We start from the raw sequence: 13,383 nt of genomic DNA, 5'->3' as shown, positions 1-13,383 counted from the left end.
ACGGCGCGCCCCGCCGGCCGGCCGCTCACGCGCCCGTCGGACCCGGAACGGTGCCCCAGGCCTGGAACAGGGTGGCGTGCATGACGAGCGTGTCGGGTGCCGCGAGGTGGGCACGCAGCTCGCCGGTCAGGTCGTCCAGCTCCGCGTGACCGACCAGGCCGTGCTCCACCAGCGCGTCGCGGCACAGCTCGGCCCGGTCGACCAGCAGGGTTTGGTACGGGTGGTCGTGCTGGAAGACCCTGATGCCGGCGTCGACGCCCACGTCGCCGAGCCCCGCCTCCCGCAACAGGCGCGGCAGGCGCCGGCCGAGGTGGACGTCCATGCCGTTCAGACGCCACAGTTCGGCGATGGCGTCGACCAGCCGGGTCCAGGCGGGGTGGGGCGGGTCGCACACACGGGTCACCCAGTCGACGTCCTGCACCGCGACGGTTCCTCCGGGGCGGGCGAGGGCCACCATCGCGGACAGCACCTCCGCGGAATGGGGCACGTTCATCAGGACCAGCCGGGTGTGGACGAAGTCGAAGCTGCCCTCCGGTTCACCGCTCGCGGCGGCGTCGCCCTCGACCAGCCGCACGTTTTCCATCCCGCGCTCCGAGACGAGTCGGCGGGCGAGCTCCAGCATCTCGGGCTGCACGTCGAGCCCGACCACCTCTCCGGTGGGGCCGACGCGTTCGGCCAGCATGTCCATGATTCCCAGGGGGCCGCACCCGACGTCGACCGCGCGGCCGCCCGGACCCGGGCCGCAGCGTGCCAGCAGCCGTTCGGCCTCCGGCCGGAACATCTCGCCCTGGTAGAGCATGCGGTCCAGCTCGCTGGAGCCCGCTCCCATCAGATATTTCTCTGCCACGCTCATACGGACTCCTTGGAGATGTGGGAGATGTGCGGTGCGGTGCGCTCGGCGGGTGGGGCGAGCGGACGTGGACTGTTCATCCCGCGTCGCGTTCGACCGGACGGGTGTCGGCAGCGGCCTGTTCGAGGATGTCGCCGGCCGTGCGGGCCTCCTCGGCGGTCACGGTCAGCGGCGGGGCGATCCGCAGGCAGTTGCCCCGGGGCCCGCCCATGCCGATGAGGAGGCCGAGTTCGCGGCAGACGGCCACGAACGCCCGCGCGGTATCGGGGTCGGGTTCTCCGCTGTCCGGCTCGACCAGGTCCACGGCGATCATCAGGCCGTGGCCGCGTGCCGCGGTCAGGTGGGGTTCGCGTTCCTGAATGCCTCGTATGCGCTCCAGGAGGAACGCTCCGATGGTGTCCGCGTTGTCCAGCAGCTCGCGGTCGCGGATGACGTCCAGGGTGGTGAGGGCGGCCTCGCACGACAGGGGGTTCCCGCCGAAGGTGGAGATGGATTTGCCGGGCAGGCCGTCCAGGAGCGTCCGACGGGCGACGAGGCCGCCCATGGGCAGCCCGTTGGCAACGCCCTTCGCGAAGGTGAGGGCGTCGGGGCGCAGTTCGTGGAGCTGGTATCCCCACCAGTTCTTTCCGGTGCGGCCCCACGCGGTCTGGACCTCGTCGCTGATCAGCACGCCGCCCCGGTCGCGCACCAGCTCCTCGTAACGGCGCAGCAGCCGTGAGGGCGGGGTGTGGAATCCGCCGAGCCCCTGCACGGGTTCGACGATCAGTGCGGCGGCGTCCCCCTCGGCGGTGAGCGCCGCTCGCAGGGAATCGAGCGCCGCGTCGTCGTCGGCCTCGGTCCGGACCTCCCCGGCGTGGTCGGCGCCGTTGTCCGCAAGCGTCACGCGCAGCGGGGAGAACGGGCTGGGCTGCCATCCGGGCAGGCTGGAGACGGCGGTGGCTGTCAGCGACCGGCCGTGGTATCCGTCGCGCAGCGCGACCACATGGTTGCTGCCGGCGTGGCAGACCGCGGCGAGCAGCGCCGCATCGTTCGCCTCGGTGCCCGAGCTGACGAGAAAGACCGCGGGGTCGGGGATGCCGGACAGCTTCGCCAGCCGCTCCGCGAGGCGGACCTGGGCCTCGATGAGGTACAGCGTGGAGGTGTGGGTCAGGCCGGTGTTCAGCTGCCGCTGCACCGCCTCGCGGAATTCCGGGAGGTCGTAGCCCAGGGAGTTGGTGAGGATGCCGGCGAAGAAGTCGAGGTAGGTACGGCCGTCGGCGTCGGTGACGTGCCGTCCGCTCCCCCGGGTGAGAGCCAGCGGGTTCTCGTAGTAGGGGGTGACCCAGCGCGGCAGGACCCGCTGGTGCCGTGCGAGCAACGTGTCAGTGGGACGAGTCGGTTGTGGAGAGGGGGCGCTGGTCGTCGACGGGCTTGTGATCACGGGAGCCTGCACTTCCTGACGGCTGGAGGGCGGGTGTGCGTCGCAGGTGCGAGCGCAGACGAAGCAGCTGGCCATGTACGGCATGGAGGTCGTGGGGCCCATAGCCGGCCGGGGCATCGGGCCAGTGCCGGCGGAGCGCTGACAGAGCTGCCGGCATGAGGCGGGTGGTGCCGTCCGGATCGACGACCGAGCCGTCCAGTTCGCTGCGCCGTACGTTCCAGGCGACCGCCTGCTCGCGCGTGAGGCCGGGGGGCAGCCGCAGCCGGACACCGCGGTGGTCGACGGTGACGGGGTAGCCGCCGGGAAGGCCGTTCGGTCCGGGGAGATGACCGACATGCCGGGGTCCCGCGCCGACCAGCGCCGCCACGACGGCCGCGCCGGCCACGGCGCCGATCTCGTTGAGGTGCCGGCGCGGCCGGCTCCGGACGGCGGCCAGCCGGCCGGCCAGATCGGCCAGGGGTACGTCGTCGAGCCAGGCACGGGCGTCCTGGTCCGCGTCGGCGGGGGCGTGCAGATGGGCATGGTGGGCCAGCAGGTGCATGCGCCGCTGGTCCGACAGGCCGAGGCGGGCGCACAGCGGCGCGGCGAGGGTGGCGATGTTGCCCAGTCCGCAGACCACGGGTGTTCCCGTGGCTCGCAGCAGGGGGTTGACGGCATCCGGGAAGCAGGCGTTGACGAGCACGGTGTCCGGGCTCGCGTCCGCGCAGGCGGCCGCCAGGTTCCGGACGCGCACCGCCTGCAGCGGAAGGGTGAGACCGAAACCCGCGTGGCCCAGGAGGTCCGTCCAGCCCGAGGGCGCGGAGCGGGCTTCGGCCGGGGACTGTTCGGACGTGGCCACCACCAGGACGCCGGGACGCAGAGCGGCCAGCGAGCGCCGCATCTGCTGTGGGTCGTCCGGGTCGATGTGGTGGGGGGTGCAGGCCGTGCGGGTGCCCACCAGAGCACTGTGATCGGCGGCCAGTTCGGCCAGGTCACGGGCGCGGTCCGGGTCCCCGCTGAGAACGTGCAGCTCCGGCAGGTACGGGTACCGGGCGAGTGCGCGGACGAGCGCGGACCCGAACGCGCCGGTGCCTGCGACGGCGACACTCGGCGCCCTCACGGCCGGACCCGGGCGGAGGCGGAGGGGCGGTCGGCGAGGAAGCGGTCGAGGTCGACGAGGCGGGGCTCGGGCAGATCCGGACAGCTGGCACTGATGTCCAGCCGTGGTGGCCTTTCGGAGTCGGTGAAGTACGTGGGGATCAGGGCCGGCCCGCCGGGACCCGGCTCCAGTGCGAGCAGCGGGTTGGCGACGAGGAAGTCCCGGACCTCGGGGGTGTCGCGCCGGACGTAGAGGCGGATGCGCTTGTCGGCGAAGTGGTTGGGCGGCAGCACGACCCGGGGGGCGAACTTGCGCTTCCACTGGAAGATGCCCTTGCTGATGAACGCTTCCGTACCGAAGAAGTCGACGTGGGCGACCCGGTGTGCACACGCCCACTGCAGCAGCAGGTGGTAGACGGCCTTGAACGCGCCCTGACTGTAGTGCAGTTCGTCGCCGTCGAGCACCCCCAGCAGACGGGTGGTAAGGGTCCGGCGGTCGGTGGACCAGTGGCACAGGACGCCGGCGACGCGGACTCCGTCCTGCGCGACGAACAGCAGCGTGCCGTGGTCCAGGATGCCGTGCCGTGCGACGGCAGCGCTCTCGGTGCGGCTGCGGTCGCCGTGACGGTGGCCCATGGTGGGGGCGTGCATCCGCCGGTAGAAGAAGTCGAACGCCTCGGGCGAGGAGTCCTCCTCCAGAGACCACTGGTGCTCTCGCTGGTTGCGGCGGAACTCCCAGCGCTCACGCCGCGATATCTGCTGCTGGAGGCGCTCCGGGGAGTCCGGTACGTCCACGACCAGGTGCACCCGGAACGGCGCGGTGACGGAGCGGGCCCGGGGCAGCCGGCCCAGCTGGTGCGCCTGGGCACCGACCACCACCAGATCCGCCTCGGGCCAGCGGCCGGCGGCGAGGCCCCGCAGGGAAGCGGGGCTCTCCTCGCGCCGGGCGGTGCCGGCGCCCGCGCCCGAACGCGAGCGCTGGTGTTCCAGGAGTTGCAGGATGTTGGCCCGGCCCTTGGGCAGGCCCAGGTAGGCGAGGGAGGGGTGGCCGGTCTCCACCCGGGACACCGTGGCGGACCCCGCGCGGGGAGCGCTGTCGTACAGCCGCCGCACGGTGCGCCACACCGGCTGCGGGCTGTTGTTCCAGGCGTAGGTCAGGCGGGCGCGGGCGACGTCACCGGGCCTGGTACCCGTTGCGGCGAACGGCCCGGGAGGCGGTGTGGACGTAACGGCCCGTGGTTCGGGCGGAGCAGGGGTGGCGGACAAGGTGGCTCCCGGTCGGATGGCGGCGGGCGCGGGCGCTGACGGCATCAGGCCGCAGCGGCTCGGACCACGTGGCGCAGGTCGTCGAGGGAGCTGACGGGCCGCAGGTGGGAGGGTTCCACGGCGCGGAAGTCGGCGGTGCCGTACGAGCCGGAGCCGTGGACGAGCACCTTCTCGGTGCCGACCAGGCCGCGGTCGAGTCCGTTGAGGACGCCGGTGAGCGCCATGACCAGAGACCATTCGCGGAGGTTGCGGGGGTCTGCCGGGAGGTGGACGCCGTGCGGAGCGAGCAGGTGGCGGATGTGCGGATAGCGCTGGAGGCACTCCATGAGGGAGACGACCACTCCGCCCCCGCCCTGGCGGCGGATGATCTCGTTCATCCGGGGCGCCGTGGCCGGCCGGTGGGTGTAGAACGTGACGTCGAGTCGCTCGTCGGGCGCGTGGGCGACCTGCGGGAAGTGCGGATCGCGGCTCTGGTGCACGGCGCCGTCGCGCGAGGTCCACTCCGGCCGGTAGTCGAAGCGGTCGTGATAGAGGCTGGAGACCATGTCGGGTGTGCCGAGGTGCTGCACGAGGAAGTACTGGCCCCCGAGGGTCGGCCACTCGTTGCCCGTGTGCCACTGCTGTCCGTGGAAGTGCCCCAGGAGACCGAAGGCGCTGGAGACCGAGTGGGCGTGGGTCCGCTCCTCGACCGGCAGGTGGTCGCGCTCGAACAGCGCGCGGACGGCATCGGCCACCATGTAGTTCCGCAGGTCCATGGAGTGCCACAGACGCGTTCCGGTCCGCGCGTACAGCGTCTCGGCCTCCTCGGCGACCACGGCCTGAGCCAGTGCCTTGACGTCGCCGGGCTCGTCGGTGTGCAGGACCACGACGGGGTTGGCATCACGCAGGGACCTGTCACCGGCCAGGTCCGAGTGCCACAGCTTGTTGGTGGAGGTGGCCGGGACGACACAGACGATGCGCAGCTCCGCGGGGGTGACGAGGCCCGACTCGTGGGCGCGCAGCACGGCATCGCGCAGGGCGGTGGCCTTGTTGGCGCTGGACGGGGTGACGATCACGACCGGTTCCCCGGTGCGCCTGATGTGGGCCACCGCACGCGCGACGATCACCAGGGACGCGAACGTCTTGGTGGTCCGGGTACGGGGATTGTGCATCAGGTTCAGCAGATCGATCCGCTGTCCCCCGCGCTCCTCCAGGACATGGGTGCTGATGCCGGAGGGGGCGAAGAAGCGGTCCAGGGCCTCGCTGGGCGCCGGGAGCTCCCAGCGGGGGGCGAACGCACCACGCTCCGCGGTGCCGGCCGGGGAGGCGGCGCCCGCCTCGGAGAGGATGACGCGCAGTTCGGCGTCGTAACGCGTCAGCGCCTGGGGGCAGTTGGGCGACCCGACGGCTTCGGCGGTCGGCGAGGGGACGGTCGTGGTCATCGGCCCGCACCTTCCAGGACGTCACCGCGGACGAGCTGGGACGCCTCGGGGAAGTCCGGCACCGCGGCGGGGTCCGTGTCGACCGACAGCGGGCGGTTCTGGTCGTCGACGAACACCACGTGCGGTCGTGCCGTGCGGGCCTCCGCGTCGGCGAGCACGTGGTAGCCAATGATGATCACCAGGTCTCCCGGGGATATCAGCCGGGCGGCCGCACCGTTGATGCCGATGACGCCGCTGTCGCGTTCGCCTTCGATGACATAGGTCGTCAGCCGGTTGCCGTTGTTGATGTCGACGATGTCGACCTGCTCTCCGGGCAGCAGGTCCGCGGCCTCCATCAACGTGCCGTCGATGGTCACCGACCCGACGTAGTGCAGGTCGGCCTGTGTGACGGTGGCACGGTGAATCTTGCTGTGCAGCATTGTGCGGTGCATGTGTCGCTCCAGCCGAGGGTGGTGAATGAAGTACGGAACATGGGAAACAGAACTGCCGGCCGCGCGGTGCGCGCTCGCCCGTGCGGCAGCACGGTGACGCCGAACCCCGGACGGGTCAGCCGGCGATCTGAATGCGGCGCAGGTGGCGGCTCCGGTCGCTGAACGCGTTACGGGCGTGCAGCAGGCGCCAGTTGTCCCAGACGAGCATGTCGCGCTCGCGGTATTCCACGGCCACGTGATCGCGGTCGAATGCGGCGTGCCAGCGCTCCTGGAGCCCGGCGGCGAAGTCGTCGTCCTCCCGGATCAGGTTGTTGCAGCTGAACCGGACGATGTCCCCGCCGGGGTGCTCCTCCAGGATCGGGTGACGGGTCTTCAGGTCCAGGCCCAGCCGCTGGACTCCTTCGGTGGTCTTCCACTCGTAGTCCCTCTTGAGCAGCTCGTTGCGCTCGTCCCCGGTGAGGGCGGACACCAGCGGGCGGGTGTCCATGAGGGTGGTCTCACCGCCGGGGCCGGAGGCCGGCGTGACGCACCACAGGGCAATGTACCGAGGAGGGGTGACCGCGAAGTCGTAGCCCTCGGAGTGCGGGGTGAGGGGACGCGTGTTGCCCGCGTGATAGACATCGTCCATTCCGGGCTCGGGCCGTACGTCCCCCACCACCGCTCCCGTGTAGTTCGGCACGAAGGCCCCCAGGCCCCGGGAGAACCGGACCGGATCGAATTCGTCGACCACGTTGCACATGAGGACATACCCGTGCTCATCCATGAGCTGGCCGAAGGTCCTCGACAGGAGCTCGTCGGACAACGGCTGGCCGTTGAAGTCCACTTGGGACAGGATGCTGATCGGCGAATGAGCCACGTTTCCTCCAGGAATCATTGAATGTTTCACGCCCGGGACGAACCCCGGAAGAAGGTCCGTCCGGGCAGCGATATTCGAATTGCGCAGGAAAAATTGACACACGAAGAACGTGCTCTGCTTCGCGCGGAGAACGACGGGTCCCCAGAGCGGCCCGCGTGATACCGGCCGGGCGCAGCCCGGCCGCACGGTGGCGAGGGCAGGCGCGGACAGCCGTCGAATCGAATGACTTGCTCAGCCGTGCCTGGCCGAACATCCCGATGAGTTCGCCGTCGGAGGAACGTGCGAAACGGAAAGCGCCTACCTCGGCGCCGACGAGGTCCATGCCGACGTGATGACGGGCGCACAGCGCCGGACCACAGTCAGCCGGTTACGTCCTCCGACCGGATGAGCGCTGCCATATGCCGGCATCGGCGGAGCGGCGAGCTCACATCACACCCAAAGCCTCCCCCTTGACGGTGAACACCGGCATTACTCCCGTCAGGAACTCTTCGTGCTGCGGGACTTGCCACCCCCACACCCTGACTTGGCAGCCATCAAGCGGTCCAACACATGCTCGTCACCTCATCGATCGTGATCCACGATGGATGCGCAAAGCTCCAGGATCTTCACCCGGACCGCCGAATACCGCCCGGTCGCCCCCGTTCGGACCCGGCCGTTAAATCAGTTGCACAGCAAGCATGTTGGCAATCAAGCTCTCTGAGCGCACCAGCCGCAGGGGGCGGCTGGCACCAGTCGGGGCCGTGTTGCTCCCCTCTGCCCTCAACGCGCGCTGTCCACGGAGGCTCTTACAGGGGAGGGTGCGCCAGTTGGCCCGACACAGAGGCAGACCGACGCACCGAGCAGCGGATACGGACACCTGCCGGCACGCAGGGCTTGGGGAACGCCTTCCCGCTGACTGCCCATCAGAATCCGCGCCCAGCGTGCGTCACGGGCGTCACGACATCACCCACAGCGCACATCATGCACACCAGCAAAACCGCAGGTCAGGCGTTCTTCGCGATCGGTTCGAGGATCGCCACGCACTCCACATGGTGGGTCATCGGGAAGAGGTCGAAGACGCGGAGGGTGCGGACCTTGTAGCCCGCCTCCTTGAAGTAGCCCAGGTCGCGGGCCAGGGCCGCCGGGTCGCACGCCACGTACGCGATGCGGCGCGCCGAGAGGCCCGTGATGTGGCGGACCGTCTGCTTGCCCGCTCCCGCGCGCGGCGGGTCCAGGACGACCAGGTCGCATTCGGTGATGCCGGTCTTCGGGAGGATCGCCTCGACCTTGCCCTGCTCGATGCGCACCCGCGGGAAGTCCGCCAGGTTGTGGCGGGCGTCCTCCACCGCGCGCTTCGTCGACTCGATGCCGAGGACCGCCCCGGTCTCGCCCAGGCGTTCCGCGAGGGCGCCCGCGAAGATGCCGACGCCGCAGTAGAGGTCGAGGGCCATCTCGCCCTTGCGCGGCATCAGGCCCTGCATGACGGCCTTGATCAGGGTGTCGGCGGCCTGCGGGTGGACCTGCCAGAAGCCGCCCATGCCCACGCGGTACGTACGGCCGTCCGCGCGCTCCCGTACGAAGGGGCGGCCGTGGACGCGGTGGACCCCGCCGTCCTTCTCCTCCACCCGCAGGACGGAGACGGGCTTGTCCAGCTCCACGAGGGGCAGGCGGCCGCCGGGGCGCGGGGTCAGGACCACCTGGCGGTCGTTCGAGCCGGAGGCGGCGATCGCCTCGACCGTGGCCATCTGCGGCCAGTCCTGCTTCTCGATACCCAGTTCGCTGACGCCCGGCGCCGCGATCATGCAGTGCTCGATCGGCTCGATCTCGTGCGAGCGGTGCCTGCGCAGGCCGACCGTGCCGTCCTCGTCGATGGCGAACTGCACACGGGTGCGCCACTGCGGCACCTGCCCGGCCGGCAGCTTGTCGCCCTCGGCCGGCATCACGGTGCCGTCCCAGCCGGCCTCCTCCGGGGTGAGCCCGGCGAGTCGCTTCAGCTGCTCGGCGACGACCTCGCCCTTGAGCCGGCGCTGGGCGCCGGGCTTGGCGTGCTGCCAGTCGCAGCCGCCGCACCTGCCGGGGCCGGCGTACGGGCAGGGGGCCTCGACCCGGTCCTTGGAGGCGTCGAGCACGGTGATCGCGTCGGCGCGCAGGAAGCGGGAGTCGGCGTCGCCCTCGGTGACCCTCGCGATGATCTTCTCGCCGGGCAGGGTGTGGCGGACGAACAGGACGCGGCCGTCCGCGTTCCGGGCGATGCAGTGACCGCCGTGCGCGACGGGACCGACCTCGACCTCGTACTCCTCCCCGACCAGTGACTGCTTCTCGTTCTGCTCGGCGCTCGTCATGGTGGGGAGACTCCAAAAAACTGAAAAGGAAAACGGCCGGACGACCGACCCACCAGTTTACGTGGATCTCGTCCGGCCGTTCACCAACGTGCCTAGCCCTTGGAGGAGGGCTCCTTCGGCGGCCGGGGGCTGTCCACCGGGCCCCGTCGGACCGCACCCGGGGCGTTCCAGTCCTGGCGCTTCTTGGCCCGCCGCTTGGCGAGCTCCGAGGACTCCAGCTGGTAGGGCACCGAGGTGACCATCACACCGGGGGTGAAGAGCAGCCGGCCCTTGAGGCGCAGCGCGCTCTGGTTGTGCAGCAGGTGTTCGTACCAGCGGCCGACGACGTACTCGGGGATGTAGACGCTGACCGCGTCGCGCGGGTTCTCGCTGCGCAGACCCTTGACGTACTCGACCACCGGGCGGGTGATCTCCCGGTACGGCGAGTCGAGGATCTTGAGCGGGACGTTGATCCCGCGCCGGTCCCATTCCTCGCGCAGTGCCTTGGTCTCGGCCGGGTCGACGCTGATGCTGAGCGCCTCCAGGGTGTCCGAGCGGGTCAGCTTGGCGAAGGCCAGGGCGCGCAGGGTGGGCTTGTGGACCTTGGAGACCAGGACGATCGAGTGGACCCGGGAGGGCCGCACGCTGTCGTCGCTGGGGCCCTCGGCGGCGGCGATCTCCGCGGAGACGCGGTCGTAGTGCTTCCGGATCGCGCTCATGGTGCCGTAGAAGATCACCATGCCGAGCAGGGCGACCCAGGCGCCGTGGGTGAACTTGGTGGCGAGGACGACGACCAGCACCATGCCGGTGAAGAAGGCACCGAAGGTGTTGATGGCGCGGCTGCGGTGCATCCGGCGGCGGGCGGCGGCGTCGCGCTCCGACTTCAGGTGCCGGTTCCAGTGCCGGACCATGCCGATCTGGCTCAGGGTGAAGGAGACGAACACGCCGACGATGTAGAGCTGGATCAGCTTGGTCGAGTCGGCGTCGTAGAGCCACACGAGCAGGATGGCGGCGCCGGCGAGGAGCACGATGCCGTTGGAGAAGGCGAGCCGGTCGCCACGGGTGTGCAGCTGGCGCGGCAGGTAGCGGTCCTGCGCGAGGATCGAGCCGAGCAGCGGGAAGCCGTTGTACGCGGTGTTCGCGGCCAGGAACAGCACCAGCGCGGTGGCCGTGGCCAGCAGGATGAAGAGGATGCTGCCGTCGCCGAAGACCGCCTCGCCGACCTGGGAGATCACCGGGTCCTGGACGTACTCGGGGCCGACCGGGACACCGTTGTGCAGCAGGTCCACGGCGGGGTTCTCGGCCATCCGCACGTCGGTGGCCATGGCCAGGCCGATGATCCCGCAGAACATGGTGACCGCCAGGCCGCCCATGAGGGCGAGGGTGGACGCGGCGTTCTTGCTCTTGGGCTTGCGGAAGGCGGGGACGCCGTTGCTGATCGCCTCGACGCCGGTCAGCGCCGCACAGCCCGAGGAGAAGGCGCGCAGCAGCAGGAAGACCATGGCGAAGCCGGCCAGGCCCTTCTGCTCGGGTTCGATCTCGAAATCGGCCGTCGGCGCCGACATGGTCTCGCCGAGGACGATGCCCTTCCAGGCACCCCAGCCGATCATGACGAAGACCGCGGCCACGAAGACATAGGTCGGGATCGCGAAGAGCTTGCCGGACTCCTTCACACCGCGCAGATTCATCAGCGTGAGCAGGAGGATCATGACGATCGCCGAGAGCACCTTGTGCTCGATGACGAAATGCACGGCGGAGCCGAGATTCTCGACTCCGGAGGAGATCGACACGGCGACGGTCAGGACGTAATCGACGAGCAGGGCGCTCGCGACGGTCAGGCCGGCCCGGGGTCCGAGGTTCGTATTGGCGACCTCGTAGTCGCCGCCACCGCTCGGGTAGGCGTGGACGTTCTGGCGGTAGGACGCCACGACGGTGAACATCAGCACGACGACCGCGAGCGCGATCCAAGGGCTGTACTGGTACGCCGACACGCCCGCGATCGACAGGACCAGCAGAACCTCGCCAGGGGCATATGCCACGGAGGACAGAGGGTCGGAGGCGAAGACGGGAAGGGCGATCCGCTTGGGAAGGAGTGTTTCTCCGAGGCGGTCGCTGCGTAGCGCCCGGCCGATCAGGATCCGTTTGGGCACGTCGGTCAGTTTGGACACGCAGAGGATCGTAAGCGTTCGAAATCAGCCTGACGAACCCCCCACCCCCTCACACCGCAATCCCGCCGCAATTCCTCCCCGCCCGCACCACGACTGCGGCGCAAGGGACCACACTGGTGACCGCCCGTGTGTAGCTTGGGCCATGGTCTGAGACCCTGTTAAACCAGAGCATGCAATGAGGCTGGGAACCAGCGAGTCGCTGACAGCCGGAAGGACGGCCGTGCACATCGTCATTATGGGCTGCGGAAGAGTGGGCTCCGCCCTCGCGCAAACCCTGGAACAGCAGGGGCATACGGTCGCCGTCGTCGACCAGGACCCCACCGCATTCCGCCGGCTCGGCGCCGGATTCGGCGGCCGCCGCGTCACCGGGGTCGGCTTCGACCAGGACACCCTGCGGGAGGCGGGGATCGAGGACGCGGGCGCCTTCGCCGCCGTCAGCAGTGGTGACAATTCCAACATCATCGCCGCCCGCGTGGCCCGTGAGATGTTCGGCGTGGAGAACGTCGCCGCCCGCATCTACGACCCCAAGCGCGCCGAGGTCTACCAGCGCCTCGGCATCCCCACCGTCGCCACCGTGCGGTGGACCGCCGACCAGATGCTGCGCCGGCTGCTGCCCTCGGGCGCGGAGCCGCTGTGGCGCGACCCGAGCGGCGGGGTGCAGCTCGCCGAGGTGCACACCTCCTCCGCGTGGATCGGCCACAAGGTCAGCAAGCTCCAGGAGGAGACGGGCGTGCGCGTGGCCTTCCTCACCCGCCTGGGCGAGGCGATGCTGCCCACGTCGGCGACGGTCCTGCAGGAGGGCGACCTCGTCCACGTGATGATGCGCACGGACGAGATCGACAAGGTCGAGGCGGCATTCGCCGAGGGGCCCGAGGAGGCACACGCATGAGGGTCGCGATCGCCGGGGCAGGCGCGGTGGGTCGCTCCATCGCGGGCGAACTGCTGGAGAACGGCCACGAGGTGCTCCTGGTCGACAAGGCCCCGACCGCCATCTCGGTGGAGCGGGTGCCGCAGGCCGAGTGGCTGCTGGCCGACGCCTGCGAGATCACCTCGCTGGACGAGGCTGCGCTCCAGCGCTGCAACGTGGTCATCGCGGCGACCGGTGACGACAAGGTCAACCTCGTCGTCTCGCTGCTCGCCAAGACCGAGTACGGGGTCCCCCGCGTGGTGGCCCGCGTCAACAACCCGAAGAACGAGTGGCTCTTCAACGAGTCCTGGGGCGTCGACGTCGCGGTCTCCACGCCGCGCCTGATGTCGGCCCTGGTCGAGGAGGCCGTCAGCGTCGGCGACCTGGTGCGGCTGCTGCGCTTCAGCCACGGCGACGCCAACCTCGTCGAACTGACCCTGCCGGCCGACTCCTCGGTCGCGGGCACCCAGATCGGCGACATCAGCTGGCCCGAGGACACCTCGCTGGTCACGATCATCCGCGGCAACCGGGTCCTCACCCCGCACGGGGAGGAGACCCTGGAGCCGGGCGACGAACTGCTCTTCGTGGCCGCCCAGGCCCGCGAGGAACAGCTGGAGGACCTCCTCCAGGCCCGCCGCTAGCCCTGCGGGCATGCTCGACGACGAAGGGGGCGCGCCCGGCCGGGCG

The 13,383-nt window shown here is 70.3% G+C and carries 11 protein-coding genes; 2 read left to right on the top strand and 9 right to left on the bottom strand.

What is annotated here, in order from left to right:
- Positions 1–25: 25 nt before the first annotated feature.
- The 9 genes from ACWGE1_RS24745 to ACWGE1_RS24705 all read right to left on the bottom strand — a co-directional run bounded on the left by ACWGE1_RS24745 (position 26) and on the right by ACWGE1_RS24705 (position 11,789).
- Positions 26–853 (bottom strand): methyltransferase domain-containing protein, encoded by an 828-nt coding sequence (locus ACWGE1_RS24745; RefSeq protein ID WP_453422673.1) that lies wholly within the window; start codon positions 851–853, stop codon positions 26–28.
- A gap of 73 nt (positions 854–926) precedes the next feature.
- On the bottom strand, positions 927–2,207 hold the full coding sequence (locus tag ACWGE1_RS24740; protein WP_453422672.1) for an aspartate aminotransferase family protein: 1,281 nt from the start codon (positions 2,205–2,207) through the stop codon (positions 927–929).
- Positions 2,208–2,211: 4 nt separating this feature from the next.
- Complete coding sequence (locus ACWGE1_RS24735; RefSeq protein ID WP_453422671.1) at positions 2,212–3,369, bottom strand: hypothetical protein; 1,158 nt, start codon at positions 3,367–3,369, stop codon at positions 2,212–2,214.
- Entirely contained in the window at positions 3,366–4,613 is a 1,248-nt protein-coding gene (locus ACWGE1_RS24730) for a hypothetical protein (protein WP_453422670.1), read from the bottom strand. The genes ACWGE1_RS24735 and ACWGE1_RS24730 overlap by 4 nt, the downstream gene beginning before the upstream one ends.
- A gap of 44 nt (positions 4,614–4,657) precedes the next feature.
- Entirely contained in the window at positions 4,658–6,034 is a 1,377-nt protein-coding gene (locus tag ACWGE1_RS24725) for a DUF6002 family protein (protein ID WP_453422669.1), read from the bottom strand.
- Positions 6,031–6,465 (bottom strand): aspartate 1-decarboxylase, encoded by a 435-nt coding sequence (gene panD, locus ACWGE1_RS24720; protein ID WP_453422668.1) that lies wholly within the window; start codon positions 6,463–6,465, stop codon positions 6,031–6,033. The genes ACWGE1_RS24725 and panD overlap by 4 nt, the downstream gene beginning before the upstream one ends.
- Before the next feature lie 115 nt (positions 6,466–6,580).
- Positions 6,581–7,321: a TauD/TfdA dioxygenase family protein gene (locus ACWGE1_RS24715; protein ID WP_453422667.1), complete on the bottom strand. Its 741-nt coding sequence runs from the start codon at positions 7,319–7,321 to the stop codon at positions 6,581–6,583.
- Between the two features lie 983 nt (positions 7,322–8,304).
- A complete protein-coding gene (locus ACWGE1_RS24710; protein ID WP_453422666.1) occupies positions 8,305–9,642 on the bottom strand; it encodes a class I SAM-dependent RNA methyltransferase in 1,338 nt (445 codons plus the stop codon).
- Between the two features lie 92 nt (positions 9,643–9,734).
- Positions 9,735–11,789, bottom strand: a complete 2,055-nt coding sequence (locus ACWGE1_RS24705) for an APC family permease (RefSeq protein WP_453422665.1) — start codon at positions 11,787–11,789, stop codon at positions 9,735–9,737.
- Positions 11,790–12,009: 220 nt separating this feature from the next.
- On the opposite strand from ACWGE1_RS24705, the gene ACWGE1_RS24700 reads away from it, so the two are divergent.
- Together ACWGE1_RS24700 and ACWGE1_RS24695 are read left to right on the top strand one after the other, a co-directional pair.
- Entirely contained in the window at positions 12,010–12,678 is a 669-nt protein-coding gene (locus ACWGE1_RS24700) for a potassium channel family protein (protein WP_365264269.1), read from the top strand.
- Positions 12,675–13,337, top strand: a complete 663-nt coding sequence (locus ACWGE1_RS24695; protein ID WP_030765850.1) for a potassium channel family protein — start codon at positions 12,675–12,677, stop codon at positions 13,335–13,337. The genes ACWGE1_RS24700 and ACWGE1_RS24695 overlap by 4 nt, the downstream gene beginning before the upstream one ends.
- Positions 13,338–13,383: the final 46 nt, after the last annotated feature.

Source organism: Streptomyces sp. NPDC054932, assembly GCF_053610205.1.
This window is presented reverse-complemented; position numbering and strand designations above follow the sequence as displayed.

Excerpts from the sequence above, each read along its gene's own strand:
- ACWGE1_RS24745 (WP_453422673.1), bottom strand. The coding sequence starts at position 853 with ATGAGCGTGGCAGAGAAATATCTGATGGGAGCGGGCTCCAGCGAGCTG.
- ACWGE1_RS24725 (WP_453422669.1), bottom strand. The coding sequence starts at position 6,034 with ATGACCACGACCGTCCCCTCGCCGACCGCCGAAGCCGTCGGGTCGCCC.
- panD (WP_453422668.1), bottom strand. The coding sequence starts at position 6,465 with ATGCACCGCACAATGCTGCACAGCAAGATTCACCGTGCCACCGTCACA.
- ACWGE1_RS24710 (WP_453422666.1), bottom strand. The coding sequence starts at position 9,642 with ATGACGAGCGCCGAGCAGAACGAGAAGCAGTCACTGGTCGGGGAGGAG.
- ACWGE1_RS24695 (WP_030765850.1), top strand. The coding sequence starts at position 12,675 with ATGAGGGTCGCGATCGCCGGGGCAGGCGCGGTGGGTCGCTCCATCGCG.